A 20,797-nucleotide genomic window follows, 5' to 3' on the forward strand; every position below is an offset into this window, starting at 1 on the left:
CTAACTATTTAGAAGTTTTTGATGGATTGGCAAGATAATTTCTACACGCAGACCGTGTGTGTATTGTTGTGCTGCTTTAAGTTTAATCGTGCCACCATAATACTGTACTAAAGTTGATGCAATTGCTAACCCCAATCCGGTACCTTGCTGTTGAGTTCCTAAAATGCGGTAAAATGGTTTTAAAACCTTTTCTCGCTCCTCTTCTACAATCCCGTTGCCATTATCTTCTACAATGATTTTCACTTTATCGTCTTGTAGTTGTTCAACTGATAAATCAACAAAACTTTCTTCCGGAGCATAAACAATAGCATTTTCGAGTAGAATTTTAATAATGGTGAAGAGATCCGTTTCACCGATACAAATTTCAGCATCCTGTTCACTGATCACGCCAATATCAATCTGCTTTTGTTCTGCCAATGGTAGCAAGGTTTCAATAACCTGTTTAAAGGTAGCTTTTGCCGAAATTGGTTTAATATCTGGTTGTTGAGTTTGATGTGCCTGACTACGAGCAAAAGATAGCAGTTGATCCAATAAATGGCGATTACGCTGAATTGCTTGAATAAGCTGTTCAATTTGCTGTTTAGTTTCTATCGGAACAGCGTGAGTTGCTAAACGTTCTGCCTGTAAAGAGAGAACCGTCATTGGAGAACGTAATTCGTGGGCGGCATTGGCAATAAACTGTTGTTGTTCTTTTACCGACTTATCTACTTGTTTCAATAAATGGTTAATGGCTGTAATAAAGTTATGCACTTCATACGGTGTTTTTGCTAAAGGAATAATGCTGAGATCATTTTTTTGCCGTTGTTGAATCGCCACTGAAAGTTTACGCAGTGGAATAAAGGTGAAATTAATCACTAGAATTGATAGTAGAATGACAATTGGCATAAAAATTAAGAATGGCAAAATAGTTTGCCAAGTGGCATCAATCGCTTTTTTTGTTCTGAATTCGGTTTCTTGCATTACTGCAATTTTTTGCATCCTATTTTGTGTTTTTATTTGTCGTACGAAAACACGAAATTCTTTTTTATGAATTTTGACGGTATGAAATCCTTCTCTCATTTGATAGAGAAATGGAATGAAATATTTATTATTAGGTGAAGTAAAAATGCTTTGTACATAAATTTGGTTGTCATCATCGTTTAATGGTAAAGGCATTTGTTCGGAAAAATTGTTACGAAGTGAAGTAAAACGTGCTGTCTGAATTAATAAGTCATCCTGTAACTGATAAGCGGCATAAAACGCATTATAAGCAGTAGAAACTGCCGTAACGGTGGCGGTGAAAAAAGTAACGATTACAAGTGTTAAGGTTAATTTTGCTTGAATGGAATAACGCCAGCGTAATAATCTTTTAGTTATTTTGGAATAGTCCAACCGACACCTCGAATATTTTTAATTGCTTCTTTTCCCAATTTTTTACGCAGTGCGTGAATCAAAAAATCAATAGCGTTACTTTCAACTTCTTCGCCCCAACCATAAATCTTATCTTCAAGATCGCTACGCGAATAGATAACGCCTGGATGTTGTAATAATGTTTGCAAAATAGCAAATTCTTTATTTGTGAGCTGCTGCGTTTCTTGAGTAGTGAGGTTTTGCACTTGATAAGTTTTTAAATTCAATAAAAGATTGCCGTATCGAATCTCTGCAGTATGATGACCGCTCTGTTTACGCAGCGCAACACGAATGCGAGCCAAAAGCTCAGCCATATCAAACGGTTTAATGATGTAATCATCGGCTCCACCATCCAAACCTTGTAAACGGCTTGGTAGATCATCTCGTGCGGTAAGAATAATAATCGGAAAACCAAACTGTTGTTGGCGTAACTGTGCTAAAACTTCCAATCCATCTTTTTTAGGTAGCCCTAAATCTAATAAAACTAAATCATAAGGCTGTGATTTTACTGCACTTAATGCCAGTTCTCCATTTTCCACCCAATCGACTGCGTAACTTGCGTCTTTCAAGTTATCGGATAATACATTTGCGATCATTGGATCATCTTCAACCAGTAGAATTCTCATATTATAAAGTTGATCTAAAAATAAATGAGTGAAATTCTATCATAAAATAGAAACGTAATTTATGTAGATTGATCAATGACTTTTTATTTGTTTCTAATGTCTATTGCTGGATCACGCTTAGTTTTAGGTAGACGTTCTTTTAATCCATAATCATCGTTGTCACTTTTACAGTCGAACAGATTAAATTGTGTTGAAATCTGTTGATTTTGAATATTCATCCAATTTGCAATTGCTTCAGTGAAATTCAAGCCAGATTTGAAACTAGTGCATTTTTGATGCTGTTGGCTGTCAGAAGAGGTCATAAATAGTGGAACATCGTGATGTAACGGACTGCCAGCATTGTTGAAAAATAGTACTTCGTTATCAATAGTTTTATGTGCCAATCCGTGATCAGCAAAGTAGATCATTGAAAATGACTGTTGGTGTAGCTGATATTGTTTTTGTAATGCTTGATAGATTTGTTGTAGTACTTGATCGGTTTTTCTAATAGATGAAACATAACAGCTAAGATATTGATATTTCTTATCTTTTACTGGAGAAATATTTTGATAATCCTTAATACGATCACACGCTTTAGGGTGTGATCCATAAAGATGAACTACAATAAATTTTGTTTGATTGCTAGGTTGTGCAAGAATATTTTTTAATGGCGCAATCAATTGAAAATCACTGGAGTCATTACTAATAGAATCATTTTTAGCGATAAAGTAATGTTCATCATTTAAATCGGCAATGGCGGTGATCGGTGTATCAAATTGACCCAAAAAACCTTGATTGGATAGCCAGTAAGTTTTTATGCCAGCAGATTTAATTAAATCAATTAAATTTAATGAATAATCAGGCGCCCAATTTTGTTTATCAGGTTTTGTTAGCATAAGGCGTAAAGAGGCGATAGTGTTGCTTCCGGCTGATTCTAAACCATCAACGATAATACCGTTGACGTTTTCCATAAAGGGGGTATTTTCAATAGGATAACCATAAGCGTGCATATAATCACGACGCACACTTTCACCGATGACCAACACATAATTTTTATATTCTCCGTTAAACTGAGAAGCTCCCCAACGACTTTCCAGTTGAAATTGGTTTAAACGAACCAGTTCGTCTTTAACTTGAGTTGCAGCAGCGAAAAATTGATGAAAAAAGGAAAACGGGGATTGATTAACTAAGGCGAAAAAGAGAATGAAACAGAGCAACGTTTTATTTTTATAGAATTTTAGTTGGAAACGTTGGCTTAAATAGCGGAATAAAAGCAGTAACGGCACAATAGCGATTGCCATTAAATAATATTGTAACGGAATTTGTTGTAAAAATTCGCTACCTTCGGCTAGATTCGTCGCTAAAACAGAAGCTAAATATTGATAATTCGGCGCTCCGAACATCATTCCTACTGGCGCATATAATGTATAAGCAATGGCAATAGGAAGAATAACGAAATAAAATGCTTTACGGGAAGCGTTAAAAATAAGAATGAGTGCGGAAAGCAGCAAAACATCCTGAATTTCAATCTGTTTACCGCTACCGTTGAGCATAAACAGTGATGAAAAATAGAGAGAAGCTAAGGCAATAATGGCTGCAAAAAATTGTTTTGGTTGGAGTTTTGCGAATGCATTAGTCAGTTTTTTCATCGTGTATTTCCTAAATGGTTAAACTCTCATCGTTTATGATGGTAGGATGTAGCGAATTTAAGAGGCGTAACCTCTTCTAAATCAGGGCAATTCATAGAGCAATGTTTTATGTGTTGTTCTGTGAATTGAAACATCAGAAATGCCTTAATTAATCTGAATAATTAAAAATATAGCGTTATTGAAAAGAAATGTGCATTAGTGTTATTTGAACTAATGCACATCAGTTTGAATCACAAAATAAGGTGATTAATTTTGTTTCGCCATTTCAAATTCAATCAACATCATCAAAATATGGATAACTTTGATGTGAATTTCTTGAATACGATCGGCATAACCAAAATGCGGAACACGAATCTCAACATCCGCCAAGCCTGCCATTTTCCCACCATCTTTGCCGGTTAACGCAATGACTTTCATTCCTTTTGCTTTTGCCGCTTCGATTGCATTCAAGACATTTTTCGAGTTGCCGGAAGTTGACAGCCCGAACAACACATCACCTTTTTGACCGACAGCCTCAACATAACGTGAAAAGACATAATCGTAACCGAAATCGTTACTTACACAGCTTAAATGGCTGACATCCGAAATGGCAATTGCCGGATAGCCCGGACGATTTTCACGATAACGACCGGTCAACTCTTCGGCAAAATGCATCGCATCACAATGCGAACCGCCATTACCGCAACTTAAAACTTTTCCGCCCTGTTTAAAACTGTCGGCAATAATGAGTGCCGCCTGTTGGATTAGCTCAATATTTTTATCATCGGATAAAAATTTGTCTAAAACATCCGCCGCCTGTGTCAGTTCGGCTTTGATTTGTGTTAAATACATCAGCAACTCCAAGAAATTTAATTAAATTATTTACGAGAAAGAGGTGGGACAAAAGTAATACCCATATCCCAAGGTTGTTCAATCCAAGTATTTTGTGGAATATCAACAACATAATCATCAACTAAAGGTGCACCGGCAGGTTTTGCAAATACGGTTACAAATTTTGCTTTCGGATACATCTCACGAATCGCACGAGCAGTGTTACCTGTGTCAACCAAATCATCGACTACGATAAAGCCTTCGCCGTCACCTTCTGCGCGATGCAACACTTTTAATTCATTCTGTTGATCGTGGTCATAACTTGCGATACAAACGGTTTCAACTAAACGAATACCTAATTCGCGTGCAATAACCGCTGCTGGGAATAACCCACCACGACTAACCGCAATAATTCCTTTCCATTGTGAAGCCGGAAGGAGGCGTTCGGATAATTTGCGGGCGTGCATTTGAAACATATCCCAAGTAACAACATATTTTTCGCTCATAATAAATGTACCTTTGTGTTTGAAGTTATAAAAAATTGCGTAAGGATAACGCGAAATTGCTTTCTATGCTATCATTTAACGCAATTTCTTTTTGTTTTCTGCAAAAGTAACTATTTCAAAGGAAAAATTATGTCTTCAATTACAGAATTATCACCAAAATTAGTATGGCAATGGTTTGATAAAATTTGTTCAATCCCTCATCCTTCTCACCACGAACAGGCACTTGCCGATTTCATTATTCAGTGGGCAAAACAGAAACAGTTATGGGTTGAACAGGATGCAGTCGGGAATATTTTGATTCGCAAAGCAGCAACTGCAGGAATGGAAGATCATCAGCCGGTAGCGTTGCAGGCGCATTTAGATATGGTGCCGCAGGCAAATAAAAATACGGCACATAATTTTTTAACTGATCCGATTGTGCCTTATGTCGATGGTGAATGGGTAAAAGCGACAGGTACGACTTTAGGGGCGGATAACGGTATCGGTATGGCGTCCTGTTTAGCGGTGTTGGAGAGTAATGATGTCGCACATCCGCCGTTAGAGGTTTTATTGACTGCTAGTGAGGAAACTGGAATGGTCGGTGCATTGGGATTGCAACCGAATTGGTTGCAAAGTGAGGTGATGATTAATGCTGATACCGAAGATGAAGGTGAAATTTATATCGGTTGTGCTGGCGGTGAAGATGTTGATATTCGTTTCCCAGTGCAATGGCAAGAGTTACGCAAAAATGAAGTGGCAGTACATATTGCGTTAACAGGGCTAAAAGGTGGTCATTCGGGGGCGGAGATTCATTTAAATCGTGGCAATGCGATTAAACTTTTAGCAAAAACGCTCGAAAAAGCATTGGCTAAAGTGAGCTTCCGTTTGGCGGACATTTCCGGCGGTTCGGTGCGTAATGCAATCCCACGCGAGGCGTTTGCTACCGTTTTGCTCTCCAGTGCATCGGTAGAGAAGTTTAAGCAGGTGTGGCAATTATTATCGCAACAACTGATTGAAGCGTTGTCTCACGCAGAAAAACAGATCAATTTTGCGCTCGAAGAGGCAACAGCGGAACAGGGATTAAGCGAGCGTCAGAGCCAAATTTTATTAGATTTAATTAATGCCTTGCCGAATGGCGTTATTCGTTTTAGTGATGTGTTGCCGGATGTGGTGGAAACCTCCATCAGCTTAGGAGTATTGGAAACCAAAGCGGAGCAGATTAAATTAACGTTATTGGCACGTTCATTGAATGATCACGGACAAGATGATGTGGTGAGTTTGGTGCGTTCCGTTTGTCGTTTAGCCGATGCTGAAGTGGTCTTTTCCGGACGTTATCCCGGTTGGGAGCCGCAGGCGGATGCCAATATTGTTAAACGCACGAAAACGTTATATGACCGTATTTTAGGCAAAGAGAGTGTAATCAAAGTGATTCACGCCGGATTGGAGTGCGGGTTAATCAATAAAGTTTATCCAAATATGGAAATGGTTTCGATTGGACCAACCATTTTAGGGGCACATTCTCCGGATGAACGTTGTCATATCCCGGCAGTGGCGGTTTATTGGCAATTATTAACTGAATTATTAGCAACAATGCCGAAAAAATAGGATGAGATAATGGAACAGGAACAACAACCGAACGTAAATAATGAAGAGTTAACTCATTTCGGGTTTAAAACGGTCGCAAAATCAGAGAAACAAAAACTGGTTGCCAATGTTTTTCATTCTGTAGCGGATAAGTATGATTTGATGAATGATCTGCTCTCTTTCGGTATTCATCGGGTCTGGAAGCGCTTTACCATTGATTGCAGCGGCGTGCGTAAAGGGCAAAAAGTGTTGGATCTTGCCGGCGGTACCGGTGATTTTTCGGCAAAATTCTCCAGAATGGTGGGAGAAAGCGGACAAGTTATTTTAGCCGATATTAATGATTCTATGTTGCAGGTTGGGCGCGATAAATTGCGTAATTTAGGCGTAGTCAGCAATGTGGAATATGTGCAAGCAAATGCGGAAATGTTGCCGTTTGCGGATAATACCTTTGATTGCATCGTGATCAGTTTCGGTTTGCGAAATGTAACGGATAAAGATAAAGCATTGCGTTCAATGTATCGCGTGTTGAAACCGGGCGGTCGTCTTTTGGTGTTGGAATTTTCTAAGCCGATTATTGAACCGTTGAGCAAAGTTTATAATTTTTATTCATTTAATATTTTGCCGAAAGTGGGCGAAGTGGTGGTGAATGATGCTGACAGTTATCGCTATTTGGCGGAGTCAATCAGAATGCACCCGGAACAATCCGTGTTGGAACAAATGATGATTGATGCCGGCTTTGAACAGACGCAATATTTCAATTTAACCGCCGGTATTGTGGCATTGCATCGTGGTTATAAATTTTAAGGAGCGATAAATGCTTTCTTCAATTAAACAGCAATTAATGTTGCCGCAGTTAGTAAATGGCTTGCTGGAACAAGCGGTAAATTATCTTATCCAACGCAGTGAAGATATTAACCCACGATTACGTAAGTTGGCAGGCAAAGTGTTGTTGTTGCATCTTAAACAAGGCGGGCATTGTTATTTGCTGTTTTCTCCACAACGTGTCGATCTGTTGGCACAATATGATGGCGAAGTTGATTGCGAAGTGTCGGCAGATGCTTCGTTATTATTGCAACGACCGAAAAAAAGTGAGTTGTCAGCGTTAATTAATCAAAAGCAGGTTGTGTTTCAGGGTGATTTGCAAGTTTTACAGGATACAATGGCGCTATTTGAGCACTTGGAAAAAGATCCGGAAGAACTGTTAGCTCCGTATCTTGGCGATGCTGTTGTATATTCTTTAACCCATACGATGCGACAGATAAAAAATCGTATGACTGAACATTTTGTAACCAGTGAGCGCCATTGGGGAGAACGGCTGACCGAAGAGTGGCAGTTGATTGCCCCCTCTTTGGCGTTGGTACATTTTTATGATCAGGTTGCCGAGTTGCAACAGGATTTGCAGCGTGTAGAAGATAAAATCAACCAACTTGCAGGAAAACTATGAAAATAAAGCACTATTTTCGTTTTTATCATATTGTCCGAGTATTATTGCAATACGGCTTGGATCAAGCATTGCCTAAAATTCCATTAACTCGTCCGCTTCGTTATGGGCGTAAACTCTGTTTTTGGTGGCAAAATCGTTATCCGGATAAATCTCTTGGTTGGCGTTTGCGGATGGCTTTTCAAGAGTTGGGGCCGGTATGGATCAAATTAGGACAAATGCTTTCGACACGACGAGATCTTTTCCCTGAAGAGCTCGCTAATGAGTTGGCACTGTTGCAAGATCAAGTAGAGCCGTTTGATGGAAAATTGGCAAGAGCGGAAATTGAAAAAGCGTTAGGCGATAAGATCGAGCGTTGGTTTGAGGCTTTTGATGAGCAAGCGCTGGCATCGGCATCAATCGCACAAGTTCACACTGCAAGATTTAATGCGACCCAACCGCTGGCAGGGAAAGAGGTAGTATTTAAAGTGATTCGTCCGGATATTGCGCCGGTTATCGCTTTGGATGTGGCTTTAATGTACAAAATTGCGAAATGGATTCCACGTCTAACCAGAGAGGGCTATCGGTTGCGTCCGGTGGAAGTGATTCGTGAATATGAGAAAACATTGTTGGCGGAATTGGATTTACGACAGGAAATGTCAAATGCGCTTCAGTTAAGAGAAAACTTTTTAGACAGCCCAATGTTGTATGTGCCGGAAATGTATAGCGATTTTTGTCATAAGAATGTCATTGTAATGGAACGTATTTACGGCATTCCAATTTCAGATATTCCGGCATTGGAAGCAAACGGTACAGATATGAAACTGTTGGCGGAACGTGGGGTACAGGTCTTTTTTACACAAGTGTTTCGCGACAGTTTTTTCCACGCTGATATGCATCCCGGCAATATTTTTGTCAGCTATCATCACCCGGAATCACCGCAATATATCGGTATTGATTGTGGCATTGTCGGCACGTTGAACAGCGAAGATAAACGCTATTTAGCGGAAAACTTTTTGGCTTTCTTTAATCGCGATTATCGTCGCGTTGCGCAGTTACATATTGATTCCGGTTGGGTGCCGGAAGATACCAATGTAGAAGAGTTCGAACAGGCGTTCAGAATTGTTTGTGAACCGATTTTTTCTAAACCGTTGGCAGAAATTTCATTTGGAAACGTGTTGTTAAATCTATTTAATACTGCGCGTCGTTTTCAAATGCAGGTGCAGCCGCAGTTGGTCTTACTCCAGAAAACATTGCTTTATATCGAAGGATTGGGTAGACAGCTATATCCGCAATTGGATTTATGGCAAACGGCTAAACCGTTTTTGCAGGATTGGCTGAATGAGCAGATTAGCGTCAAGAAAATGTATCGTGATTTTCAATCACATTTGCCTTTTTTGCGTGAGCATTTTGCCTCTTTTCCACAGACATTGCATCAGGCATTGTTGGAACAGAAACAAATTCGTCGGCAATTAACTTTGATTCAGCAGCAGTTAAAGCAGCAACAACGAAAAAATACCCAACGTGTGTATGGTTTTATGAGTGCGAGTTTGCTATTCTTTGCCAGTCTGTTCGGCTTTCAATTTTTACCGCTGAATATTGCTGTCGGGTTGTTGTTATTAGGTGTAGTGCTATTATTGATAACCGCTTTCAAACGATAAAGCAGCATTGTTGCAGCGTAAAAGCAGCAGTATAATTTAATCAACATTTTACTTTTACTAGAGGTACATTATGGGTGGAATCAGTATTTGGCAATTATTAATTATTGTCTTAATCGTTGTATTACTTTTCGGAACAAAAAAATTAAAAACATTAGGTTCGGATCTTGGCGAATCTGTTAAAGGTTTTAAAAAGGCAATGAGTGAAGAGGGGGAAAAAGATGCCGAATTTAAGAAATCTATCGAATCTCAATCCTCAAATTCAAACACACAAACTGACACAAAAACTAAAGATAAAGAGCAGGCATAACTGTGTTTGATATCGGTTTTTCTGAACTTGTTCTGATTTTTGTCATCGGTTTAGTGGTTTTAGGTCCGCAGCGTCTGCCGGTGGCAATTCGTACCGTTGTTAGTTGGATACGCACTTTGCGTAATCTCGCTAACAATGTGCAAAGCGAATTGGCACAGGAGCTTAAATTGCAAGAGTTGCAAGAGAGCATCAAAAAAGCGGAGCATCTCAATTTATCAGCACTTTCTCCTGAATTAAGCAAAACGGTTGAAGAGCTTAAAGCCTCTGCACAAAAAATGCAACAGCAGTTGGATCAACAAACCCAAGCAGCGAACAATGCTGTGAGCGAGTTGAAATCTTCATTGGAACAGCAGACCAAAATGGAAGCGCAGGGTGAAGAACAGTCCATCACCACTGATAAAGCTGAGGAACAGCAACTGCTTGCTGCCGATGAACAAGCAGAATTGGCTGAAGCAGATGAAGAAAAATTAATTCTTGAACAGCATCAGGATGAGTTGGCAAGTTATGATCCGTTAGCGGATGTGCCGGCGGAAAAAATAACCGATCCGGCTAAAAAATCTTAAATTATCGCTATTTAGCAAAGGAAAGTTATGGCTAGCGTAGATGAATCTCAACCGCTGATTACCCATCTTATTGAGTTACGCAATCGCATTTTGAAAAGTTTTATCTGTGTGTTGGTTGTGTTTCTTGCATTGGTTTATTTTGCAAATGATATTTATCATATTATTTCAGCTCCGTTAATTAATGAGCTTCCACAAAATTCAACGATGATTGCAACCAATATTGTTGCACCTTTTTTTACACCAATTAAATTAACTGCTATTACGGCAATATTTTTGTCCGTACCTTATATTTTGTATCAAGTGTGGGCATTTATTGCTCCGGCATTGTATAAACACGAAAAACGGTTAATTTATCCTCTGTTAGTTTCTAGTACATTGCTGTTTTATGTTGGTGTGGCGTTTGCTTATTATGTGGTTTTCCCCTTAGTATTTGCGTTTTTAACTAAAACAGCACCTGAAAGTGTAGCAATAGCAACAGATATCAGTAGTTATCTTGATTTTGTGTTAACTCTGTTTTTAGCTTTTGGCATCTGTTTTGAAGTGCCGGTTGCAATTATTCTTCTCTGCTGGAGTGGTGTGGTCAGCATTGAAGATCTAAAACAGAAGCGACCTTATATTTTGGTAGGTGCATTCGTTATTGGAATGTTACTGACACCGCCTGATATTTTTTCACAAACATTACTTGCTGTTCCAATGTACTTATTATTTGAAATAGGTGTATTATTTGCCCGTTTTTATCAGCCAAAATCAAATTAAATTAATAGAGCGGTTTAAATTTTAAGTATGAAAAATAACCTCATAAAAAATTGAGACAATTATTTAACTTTTAGATCAAATACCAATCAAGCGTTAACGAATACAGCAACTCATATTCAACGTACATATAAATTTGTTATACCGAGCCTCAAAGGTTCGGTTTTTTTATAATAATATTACTATGAATAAAAATTCACTTAACATTAATATTTTGTTAATAATTTAGGTACTTTTATTTTTTGTAAAAGTAGGTATACTATACCACTTTAAAAGTATCAACTTTATGGGGGTTTTTATGAAATTATTAAATAAATCTATTCTGTTTGGTTTATCGTTTATTTTAGCGGCTTGTAACTCTAGTGGGGGGGGGAATTCTTCGCAAAAAGATAATGCTGTTGTAATTAATCCGGTTCAAGATGAGCAACAAGACGGTATTAATTCTTCTACAGAAAATAATACTAGTCATAATAAATCTTCAAAAGAAGATAAACAATCAGTAGAAAATAAACAAGAGAAAAAAGAGCCTTCATTTAAGCCATCGAAAGCTGAAGGGGATGTTTTCACTTTCGTTGGAATGGATGGGGATTTTCGTCAAGAACGTCAAAAGAATACTGTACTCAGTTTTGATAAAACAGCAAATCCCGTAAGTGATATTGGTTATTATGGTTATTTTACTATGCCAGAAATGCCTTACCCTTACAATAATCATAAATATTATTTTTATGAAGTAGATCAGAAATATGTTTTAGAAAATCCTGCTCAAGCTGTTAATGCAATTTATAAAGGTTTGGCAAAAATGACAATTGATGGGCAAGAAAAAGATGGTTCATTAACGTTAGAATTAAAAGATCAGACAGTTTCAGGTAATATTGAGGTACAGGCTAATAATATTAAGCAAATTGAATTGAAAAATGTGACCTTAACAGAGAAGCAATACTACTATGAAGGTAATGCTGTTGCTGCAGAATATGAGGGCAAGTATACAGGGGTGTTTGCAGGAAAAGAAGATAAAGCAGAGAATACACTAGGCGTATTTTATTTGAAGAACAAGGAAGGAGAATCTGTTATTTCTGGGGCATATCAGGCAAAAAAACAATAAACTTATTTTCATTTTTAAACGCCCAGTATGGGCGTTTTTTATTTATCATTAAAAAGACTAACGTAATAGGCAGAGTATTTAAATTTCTTATTGTTTTCTTATGATTTACAAGACATTAATTTTAATTTTCTGTGGCTTATTCACATTTTCTGCGATAGCAACAGCAAGTGATAATATTGCTCTTCAAACTTATAAAACAGAGCTACACTCACCTGTATTCAATGCAACATTAGATCACTTGGACAATAAAATAGCTAAAGTGATACAAGGTAAAATATCTATTTCTTTAAAAGATGTGGAGAAAGATCCTATCTTAGTAAAGAAATTGTTATATCAAGCGGTAATATATCGACATTTTAAAATAATTAAGATGTTATTGCCTATTTATCAGAAATATCAACAACAAGATAAAATACTCATTTTATTTGCTGAAGGTGCTTTAGCTGAATCACAGCAAAATTATTCACAAGCGATTGCAAAGTTTCGACAACTGTTAGCTATAAATCCTAAAATGAATCCTGCAAGAATCGCATTAGCAATAGCATTATTTAATGATAAGCAGCTTAGTTCTGCAAAGCAACAATTTGAAAAAGTGAAATCTGATGAAAATTTACCAATAGCAGTGGCGAAAATGGTAGAACAATATTTACGTTTAATTGATGATAATAGTGCTTGGCAAATTAGTTTCTCTGCAAATTATGAACAAGATAATAATGTAAATGATGCCTCTTCTGATCGTAATATTGAACAAACAGGATTTGTGAAATCTGATTCAATGTTGCCACAATCTGCTCATGGTATTGCTTATTCATTGATATTAGCAAAAGAGAAAAATATTAAAGATTCACACTATTTCTTTTTTGAAACTAATCTGTTTGGTAAGTTTTATTGGGATAATCGTGATTATAATGATACATATAACCGTAGTTATTTAGGTTATGTAAATAAAAATTCAAAGCAGAGTGTGCGTTTATTATCTCTTTATGAAAGGCGTTGGATTGGGAATAAGCGTTATCAACAAGGAACGGGAATACGTGCAGAATATAATCGCTGGTTATCTATAAATTGGCAAATTTCTTCTGCTTTGGAGTATGTTAAGCAACGTTATAATAATTATGATTATTTAAATGGAGCAAATAAATTATTTTCGACAACATTATTTTGGATAAGAAATCCACAACAAACTTTTCATATAGGATTTAATCTAGAGCAAGAAAATACCAGAATCAAACAGTATAGCAATAATAGTTATACTTTACGTTTTGGTTGGGGGCAAGAGTGGGGAAAAGGCATTTCTTCACATATGAATTTTTCTATTAGTAAAAGACAGTATCAAGATCAATTTAAATTAGCTAACCGGTTTCCATTGGGTAAAAATCGAAGAGATCACATATATCATACTTATTTTGCTCTTTGGAAACGTGATTGGCATTTGTTTGGTATTACACCTAAATTACAGCTGATATGGAAGAAACAACAGAGTAATTTTCCATCACTTTATTCTTATCAGGAAAAACAATTTAATATTGTTTTTGAAAAAAATTTTTAAAAGAATAAGATATTCTCAGCCTTTAAAAAGAGGATAACGTATTTTAAGCATATATTCACTAATGTTAATTCATTATAATAGCTATCCTAACAGTATTTTTGATGAGTAAAGGAGCTAATGAATGACTCAACAAATTTTTTCACAATTTCCTGAACGTCGTATGCGCCGTATGCGTAAACAAGATTTCAGTCGTCGTTTAATGGCGGAAAATAAATTAAGTGTCGATGATTTGATTTATCCAGTATTTGTGATTGAAGGTGAAAATCAGCGTGAAGCAGTGCCTTCGATGCCGGGTGTGGAGCGTCTGACTATCGATCAATTATTGATTGAAGCAGCAGAATTAGTGAAATATGGTGTACCGATGGTTGCTTTATTTCCAGTTGTGCCACAAGAGAAAAAATCATTAATGGCGGAAGAGGCTTATAATCCGGATGGCTTAGTTCAACGTACCGTACGTGCATTGAAACAGGCTTATCCTGAGCTGGGGGTAATGACTGATGTGGCACTTGATCCTTTTACTACTCACGGTCAGGATGGAATTATTGATCAAAATGGTTATGTTTTGAATGATATTACTACTGAAGTATTGGTTAAACAGGCGCTTTCCCACGCTGAAGTTGGAGCTGATGTGGTTGCACCTAGTGATATGATGGATGGACGTATTGGAGCAATTCGCCAACAGTTTGAACAGCAAGGTTTTATTAATACTTTGATTATGGCGTATTCTGCTAAATATGCTTCCTGTTTCTATGGACCGTTCCGTGATGCAATCGGTTCATCAAGCAATATTAAAGGCGGCAATAAATTTACTTACCAGCTTGATCCGGCAAACAGCGATGAAGCATTGCAAGAGGTCGGTTTGGATATTCAAGAAGGTGCCGATATGGTGATGGTAAAACCGGGAATGCCTTATCTTGATATACTATGGCGTGTTAAACAGCACTTTAGGGTACCAACTTTCGCTTATCAGGTTTCCGGTGAATATGCGATGCAGATGGCAGCTATTCAAAATGGCTGGTTAAAAGAAAAAGAGAGCATTTTGGAAGGCTTACTCTGCTTTAAACGTGCCGGTGCGGACGGTATTTTGACCTATTTTGCAAAACAAGTGGCAATTTGGCTAGCGGAAGAAAAATAGGATTAATCCTCTTTCATTCTCGATTTCCGGGTTCCGTTTATGGAATCCGGATCTTCTCTGAAAAAGATTTATGACGACAATTCAACAACAGTTTGAACTGCTACAACAACAATTTCCTCAATATCAATTAGTGCCTGCTTGGGGCAATCCTCACGCTGAAATTATGTTTATCGGCGATGCGCCCGGAAAAGATGAGCTGATTAAAGGGCCTTTTGCCGGAACGAGCGGCAAATTTTTTGATCAATTATTAGCTTCAATCGGGTTGCGCCGAGAGAATATTTATCTGACCAATGTGGTGAAATTTAGAGCGGAAAAGCGTGATCCTAATAAGAAAGAAATTATGGCATTTAACGGTTTATTACGTGCGGAAATTGCAAAGATTAAGCCGAAAATTATTGTGCCATGCGGGCGTATTGCGTTGTCGGTATTCTTGCCAGAGTTTAAAATCAGCGAAATTCACGGGCAAGTTTATACATTGATGCAGGAGCAACACTGTTTTCAATTATTGCCGATGTATCATCCGGCAGCGGCAATGCATAATGGAAAAATGCGCCCAATGCTGAAACAGGATTTTCTCACATTGGGCGATGTTTGGAATAATTTGGATTAGTAGCTTGAATTAATCAAAACTTCTTCACCGTAGCCGCCTAAAGTCGGCATTGGCAAGTAAGTGGAGTTCGGGGCACGCATAATACGGATACCACGAATACCGGCTTCTTTCGCTGCTAGAATATCATCATCACTGTCACCGTAGTGAATGCTGATTTTATGCTCTAAAATAGCCGGTGTTTTGTTATATTTGGTATTACGTGGGCGATCTCCCATAAAATCAACCGGATGCATATTTTTAACCCCTAAGGCTTTTTGTAGAATTGGGGTTACACCATCTGTTTTACCGGCAGTTCTTCCGGTAATGAAGTAAACGCTGTCGCCACGTTCCTCGTGCATTTTAATTAATGCTTTGGCAGCTTCTTTCGGAATAGAATATTTATCGCAGCCGGCATTGACTTCATTCCAGAAATCTTGATTTTTTAAATATTCAAAACCATTTGGTGAATATTTTTGTTGTCCGTAATAGAAGCAAGGGCTGGAAAATAATACGGTATCATCAATATCAAAACTGACATTAATTGCCGGTTTACCTTCTAAACTTTTTTTGATCTGCTCAATTGAAACCCAATGAATCGGCGCTTGTTGCAACATTTCACGCGCATTTGTTCCCTCTTGAATATAAGGTTCGGTTTTAGCAGCGAAAACATTTGTTGCGACACCGGCAATAATGGCTACAAGAGCTAATTTTTTCAAATTATACATAATGACATCCTTCTTAATTATTTGATTTATTTAGTAAAAATATTCCTGATGGGGCAAGTTCGATATAGGCTTCTTGGCAATTTGCCTCGAAGTGTTCGGGTGCTAAATTTACTAATAATTCATTATTGCCCCATAGCACCACAATTTCCCAATGGTTTCCCATATAAACTGCTGATTTAATTTGACAACGGGTTTGCGGCGAACCTTGTGTCAATAGATGAATAGCTTCCGGGCGAATACCGACCAAACATTCGCCATTGTCGACATTAAATTCTTGAGCTTGATCCAGCGTTAATTGATAGCCATTAATCTTTAATTGATTATTTTCTAAATAGCCGTCAACGATACTGGCTTCACCCATAAATTTAGCTAAGAACAGAGAATTTGGTCGTTGATAAAGCACTTTTGCCGGTGCTTTCTGCATAATTTTCCCTTTGTTCATTACAATCACTTCATCGGAGACGGCAAAGGCTTCACTCTGATCGTGCGTCACATAGAGCGAAGTGATATTAAATTTTTGCTGTAATTCGCGGATTTTTTCACGCATACTGCGGCGTAAATTGGCATCAAGGTTACTTAACGGCTCATCAAAAAGTAAAACTTTCGGTTTTAATACCAAAGCACGCGCCAAGGCGACCCGTTGTTGTTGTCCGCCGGAAATTTGATCGACATAACGATCACCGAAACCGGCAAGATCGACCAACTCCAATGCCTCTTCAACACGCTGTTTACGCTCTTCAGCATTAACGCCTAACATTTTCAAGCCGTAACCCACATTATCGGCAATCGACATATGTGGAAATAGCGCATAAGATTGGAACACAATACAAATATCGCGACTTTGAATAGAAGATTTGGTCACATCTTCACCATCAATAAAGATTTGTCCGCTGGTCGGGCGTTCCAAACCGGAAACCAAGCGTAGAATGGTGGTTTTGCCGCAACCCGAAGGCCCGAGCAGTGTGGTCATTGTGCCACGTTTAATGGTTAAACTGAGATCATCGATCACAACAGATTTACCAAAGCGTTTTGTCACATTTTTTAAGACAAGAAAGTTATTATCGTTATTCATAAAACAACCTCAATTTAATTCATTTGTTTTGCTTTTGAACGGGAAATTCGAGTATCACCGACCATCCAGTCAAAGAATAAAATAATTGCCATCATCACTACAATCAGCAATGAACCATAAGCGATTGCAATACCGTATTCACCATCTTCTACACGGTTTAAAATATAGGCAGTGGCTACACGAGTATCGGCAGTTACCAAGAATACAATCGCACTTACAGTGGTCATTGCCCGAACGAAACTGGTAATTAATGCGGAAAGTAGTGCAGGTTTAAGCAATGGCAAAGTGACATAAATTAATGTTTTCCACGAATTTCCTTTTAAAGAAAGTGAAGCTTCATCTAATGATTTATCCAACTGCCCTAAACCGGCAATAGCGGCACGCATCCCAATCGGTAAATCCCTCATTACCATTGAGATAATAATGATGACACCGGTACCGGTGATATAGAGCGGAGCATCATTAAAGGCTAAAATGTAAGATACTCCGGCAACGGTTCCCGGTACGGCAAAACAGAGCATAGTTAAAAACTCTAATGTTTTTTTACCGGTGAACTCTTTACGCACCACAATATAGGCGATTAATAAGCCGAATAGTGCAGTAAGTGGAGCAGCAATACCGGCATAAATAATAGTGTTGATTAGAGATGGCCACGCACCGTCACTAAATCCTTGACCGAATAGAGAGGCATAATTTTCAAGGGTTAAAGTGTAATTAACACCCCAATTGACAGTGAAGCTACCGTAAAAAATACTGCCGTAAAGTGTGGCATTAAAAATAATCCAAATTGCTAATAAGATAATAATGGCATTTTTTAAGCCAGTAGGTAAATCTTGTACATCACCACGATAAGATTTACCAGAAACAGTCACATAAGAGCGATTTCCGATCCAAATATATTGCACAATAAAAATACCGAGAGAGAACAACAATAGAATTGTGCCTAATGTACTGGCGGAAGCATAATCAAGTTGTGAACCAGTAATATAGAAATAAATTTGAGTGGCGATAACATCGAAACTGCCTCCCAATACTAATGGGTTACTGAAATCTGCTAAAGATTGGATAAAAACCAACAAAAACGCATTAGCAAGAGCCGGTTTTAATAATGGAAAAATAACTTGAAAGAAGGTTTGATAACGATTAGCTCTTAATGTGTAAGAGGCTTCTTCAATGGATGGATGTACTGACTTTAATGAACCCTCCAAAATCATAAAAGCAAGTGGTGTAAATGCTAAAATCTGTGCTATAGCGATACCGTTGAAGCCATAAAGCCAGTTTGTGTTAGTAAAGCCAAAGTGTTGTGCTAAAAATTCAGTTAAATAACCGGAGCGCCCTAACATCAAAGTTACTCCTAAACCGACAACAAATGGGGGTGTGACAATAGGCAAAATAGAGAAAATTTTGCCGATAAAGGCAGTACGTTTGGCTATTCTGGTAGTATAAAGCGCAAAAGCCAAGCCAAAAACGGTAGAAATAAAGCCGACAAATCCAGATAACCATACCGAATTGAGGATTACACGCAAAATATAAGATTGAGTGATAATTTGGATAAATTGGCTTGGATTAAATTCATTGCCATCATAAAACATTGAAATGAAGATGGCTAAAGTTGGATAAACAATAAAAAAGAAAATTAATAAGATAATGGCAAGCAGCGAAGCAATAATAAATTTATCGCCTTGCATAATTTTGAGCTTAGCTAAGGCATTAGTAGCGATAGCAGTTAGCGTAATAATTTGTACGATAACAGCATAACCTAAGCTCAAGTGATAAATATTGGCGGAAATAAAAGTAAATAAAGCGATAATACAAACCGCAACTAATTCAAATTTTGCTTCCTTTTCTTGAGATAACCCAAGATGAGGGGAGAACCAGAAAATAGCCAAAGAGAAAAACCAAAACCAACTTAGATTAAACGAGTGCCATCCCATTGCGGCTAAAAATTCATCAGTAGTAGATTCTAGCAAGCCATAATCCAAAGCAAATGATGGCAGAATCGCAAATGCAAGAAAGCTAATCAAAATCCAGGTCGTAGTAGTATTTATTGAAAATTTTGTTGAGTCCATCAAAAATTCCTTAGTGGTTGAAACCTCATCATTTTCGGCGGTAGGATACATTTAATTTAGGAGAGGTTTAAGCTCTCATCAGGGCGATTCATAGAGCAATGCTTTATGGTCTTTCTGAGAATTGAAACATACAACCCTACAAAATAAAAATATACTCCCAAAAGATAGGAGAATAAATTATAAAAAGCAAATAGCTATGAGAAATAAATTCCCCATAGCTATTTTTTTGTTTTATTATTTGCTTAATTTGACGTCATTGACCCATTTGTTGATTAAACGTTTTCTTTCATCACTTGAGCCGAATTTTTCAAAATCATAATTGATTAATTTAAGTTTTGTCGGATCAAATGCATTAGGAGATTGTTCTGCGGTAGTGTTAGTTAAAGTCTGTAAAGCCTGACCTTTTTTCCACGCAAGTTCTTGACCTTCTTTAGATAATGCCCAATCAACGAAAAGTTTGGCATTGTCTAGATTTCTTGCACCTTTTAAGATACTTACGCCACCGAGTTCATAACCTGTGCCTTCACAAGGAACGACCAAGGCAAGTGGTGCGCCTTTCTCTTTTTCTAAGGCATAATCGTGTAAGAAGCCGATACCGATAGTGGCTTCACCACGTGCGGCGTTACGTGATGGTGTAATACCAGATTTAGTGTATTGTAAAATATTTTTATCTAAAGACTTAAAATATTCGAATTCTTTCGGTTCACCCCATAATTGTACAAATGTAGCAATAGCAGTATAAGCTGTGCCAGAGCTTTGAGGATCTGCAATTTGAATTTCGCCTTTTAAGCGTGGATCTAACAAATCACTCCAACATTTTGGTGTTTCTTTAATACCTAATTTTGCTAAACGGTCAGTGTTAACACCAAATCCTAAAATTCCCATATAAATGGCAGAGGATAGATTTCCTTTGACTTTGCCTGGATCTCGGAATTTTTCGATAATTTGCGACAAGTTTGCTGATTGATAAGGTTCTAATAAACCTAATTCCCCAGCTTGGGATTGAGGATCGAAAGTACCTCCATACCAAATATCAGCTTGAGGGTTATTTTTTTCCGCTTCAACTTTAGCAAAAGTGCTACCGGAGCCGTTACGAATGAATGAAGTTTTAACATCATATTTTTTGAGAATGCTTGTGTTTCAGTTTCACATAATTCATTGGTTGTACTGCAGTAAATGACTAAACGTCCGGATGCTTGAGCTGTAGAAGCTAATAAAATGGTACTAATGGCTAATGTAGAAAGTTTTAATGAAGTTGATAAATTTATAGCTATAATCCTTCTATAATGAAAAATTTGTTCGTTATTATATGAAAAACTTTTATCTGGAA

The 20,797-nt window shown here is 37.6% G+C and carries 19 protein-coding genes and 1 pseudogene; 11 read left to right on the forward strand and 9 right to left on the reverse strand.

Going from position 1 to position 20,797, the window contains the following annotated elements:
- The 5 genes from QV04_RS08680 to gpt all read right to left on the reverse strand — a co-directional run bounded on the left by QV04_RS08680 (position 1) and on the right by gpt (position 4,959).
- Positions 1–1,371, reverse strand: coding sequence for a sensor histidine kinase (locus QV04_RS08680; protein WP_065230477.1), 1,371 nt, complete (start codon positions 1,369–1,371; stop codon positions 1–3).
- A complete protein-coding gene (locus tag QV04_RS08685) occupies positions 1,353–2,015 on the reverse strand; it encodes a response regulator transcription factor (RefSeq protein ID WP_039136346.1) in 663 nt (220 codons plus the stop codon). Before QV04_RS08685 ends, QV04_RS08680 begins: the two co-directional genes overlap by 19 nt.
- Before the next feature lie 83 nt (positions 2,016–2,098).
- Entirely contained in the window at positions 2,099–3,643 is a 1,545-nt protein-coding gene (locus tag QV04_RS08690) for a phosphoethanolamine transferase (RefSeq protein WP_065230476.1), read from the reverse strand.
- A gap of 246 nt (positions 3,644–3,889) precedes the next feature.
- On the reverse strand, positions 3,890–4,474 hold the full coding sequence (gene lpcA, locus QV04_RS08695) for a D-sedoheptulose 7-phosphate isomerase (RefSeq protein WP_013746850.1): 585 nt from the start codon (positions 4,472–4,474) through the stop codon (positions 3,890–3,892).
- 26 nt (positions 4,475–4,500) lie between these two features.
- A complete protein-coding gene (gene gpt / locus QV04_RS08700) occupies positions 4,501–4,959 on the reverse strand; it encodes a xanthine phosphoribosyltransferase (protein WP_013746851.1) in 459 nt (152 codons plus the stop codon).
- Positions 4,960–5,088: 129 nt separating this feature from the next.
- Here gpt and QV04_RS08705 point away from each other — a divergent pair, with 129 nt between their 5' ends.
- The 11 genes from QV04_RS08705 to QV04_RS08755 all read left to right on the forward strand — a co-directional run bounded on the left by QV04_RS08705 (position 5,089) and on the right by QV04_RS08755 (position 15,622).
- Positions 5,089–6,543 (forward strand): aminoacyl-histidine dipeptidase, encoded by a 1,455-nt coding sequence (locus QV04_RS08705; RefSeq protein WP_065230475.1) that lies wholly within the window; start codon positions 5,089–5,091, stop codon positions 6,541–6,543.
- 9 nt (positions 6,544–6,552) lie between these two features.
- The gene (gene ubiE, locus QV04_RS08710; protein WP_013746853.1) at positions 6,553–7,326 is read left to right on the forward strand and encodes a bifunctional demethylmenaquinone methyltransferase/2-methoxy-6-polyprenyl-1,4-benzoquinol methylase UbiE; all 774 of its coding nucleotides are present in this window, start codon (positions 6,553–6,555) and stop codon (positions 7,324–7,326) included.
- Between the two features lie 10 nt (positions 7,327–7,336).
- A complete protein-coding gene (locus tag QV04_RS08715; protein WP_065230474.1) occupies positions 7,337–7,966 on the forward strand; it encodes a ubiquinone biosynthesis accessory factor UbiJ in 630 nt (209 codons plus the stop codon).
- The gene (gene ubiB, locus QV04_RS08720; protein WP_065230473.1) at positions 7,963–9,603 is read left to right on the forward strand and encodes a ubiquinone biosynthesis regulatory protein kinase UbiB; all 1,641 of its coding nucleotides are present in this window, start codon (positions 7,963–7,965) and stop codon (positions 9,601–9,603) included. The genes QV04_RS08715 and ubiB overlap by 4 nt, the downstream gene beginning before the upstream one ends.
- A 70-nt stretch (positions 9,604–9,673) precedes the next feature.
- Positions 9,674–9,910, forward strand: coding sequence for a Sec-independent protein translocase subunit TatA (gene tatA, locus QV04_RS08725; protein WP_021461294.1), 237 nt, complete (start codon positions 9,674–9,676; stop codon positions 9,908–9,910).
- Between the two features lie 2 nt (positions 9,911–9,912).
- Positions 9,913–10,473 (forward strand): Sec-independent protein translocase protein TatB, encoded by a 561-nt coding sequence (gene tatB, locus QV04_RS08730; protein WP_021461293.1) that lies wholly within the window; start codon positions 9,913–9,915, stop codon positions 10,471–10,473.
- A 27-nt stretch (positions 10,474–10,500) separates the two neighbouring features.
- A complete protein-coding gene (tatC, locus tag QV04_RS08735; protein ID WP_039136331.1) occupies positions 10,501–11,229 on the forward strand; it encodes a twin-arginine translocase subunit TatC in 729 nt (242 codons plus the stop codon).
- A 295-nt stretch (positions 11,230–11,524) separates the two neighbouring features.
- Positions 11,525–12,328 (forward strand): hypothetical protein, encoded by an 804-nt coding sequence (locus QV04_RS08740; RefSeq protein WP_065230472.1) that lies wholly within the window; start codon positions 11,525–11,527, stop codon positions 12,326–12,328.
- Positions 12,329–12,428: 100 nt separating this feature from the next.
- A complete protein-coding gene (locus QV04_RS08745) occupies positions 12,429–13,877 on the forward strand; it encodes a porin family protein (protein ID WP_082985593.1) in 1,449 nt (482 codons plus the stop codon).
- 121 nt (positions 13,878–13,998) lie between these two features.
- Positions 13,999–15,012, forward strand: coding sequence for a porphobilinogen synthase (gene hemB / locus QV04_RS08750; RefSeq protein ID WP_065230471.1), 1,014 nt, complete (start codon positions 13,999–14,001; stop codon positions 15,010–15,012).
- Between the two features lie 70 nt (positions 15,013–15,082).
- Positions 15,083–15,622 (forward strand): uracil-DNA glycosylase, encoded by a 540-nt coding sequence (locus QV04_RS08755; RefSeq protein ID WP_013746860.1) that lies wholly within the window; start codon positions 15,083–15,085, stop codon positions 15,620–15,622.
- On the opposite strand, the gene aphA is transcribed toward QV04_RS08755, so the two are convergent.
- The 4 genes and pseudogenes from aphA to QV04_RS08775 form a co-directional block, all read right to left on the reverse strand.
- Entirely contained in the window at positions 15,619–16,326 is a 708-nt protein-coding gene (gene aphA / locus QV04_RS08760) for an acid phosphatase AphA (protein ID WP_021461291.1), read from the reverse strand. The two genes, QV04_RS08755 and aphA, sit on opposite strands and share 4 nt — an antisense overlap.
- A 13-nt stretch (positions 16,327–16,339) precedes the next feature.
- On the reverse strand, positions 16,340–17,398 hold the full coding sequence (gene fbpC, locus QV04_RS08765) for a ferric ABC transporter ATP-binding protein (RefSeq protein WP_021461290.1): 1,059 nt from the start codon (positions 17,396–17,398) through the stop codon (positions 16,340–16,342).
- 14 nt (positions 17,399–17,412) lie between these two features.
- The gene (locus tag QV04_RS08770) at positions 17,413–19,467 is read right to left on the reverse strand and encodes an ABC transporter permease (protein WP_065230470.1); all 2,055 of its coding nucleotides are present in this window, start codon (positions 19,465–19,467) and stop codon (positions 17,413–17,415) included.
- A 234-nt stretch (positions 19,468–19,701) separates the two neighbouring features.
- Positions 19,702–20,735, reverse strand: a pseudogene (locus QV04_RS08775) (ABC transporter substrate-binding protein).
- Between the last annotated feature and the right edge of the window lie 62 nt (positions 20,736–20,797).

The sequence above is a fragment of the Gallibacterium genomosp. 1 genome (assembly GCF_001678575.1).
Classification (GTDB): Bacteria; Pseudomonadota; Gammaproteobacteria; order Enterobacterales; family Pasteurellaceae; genus Gallibacterium.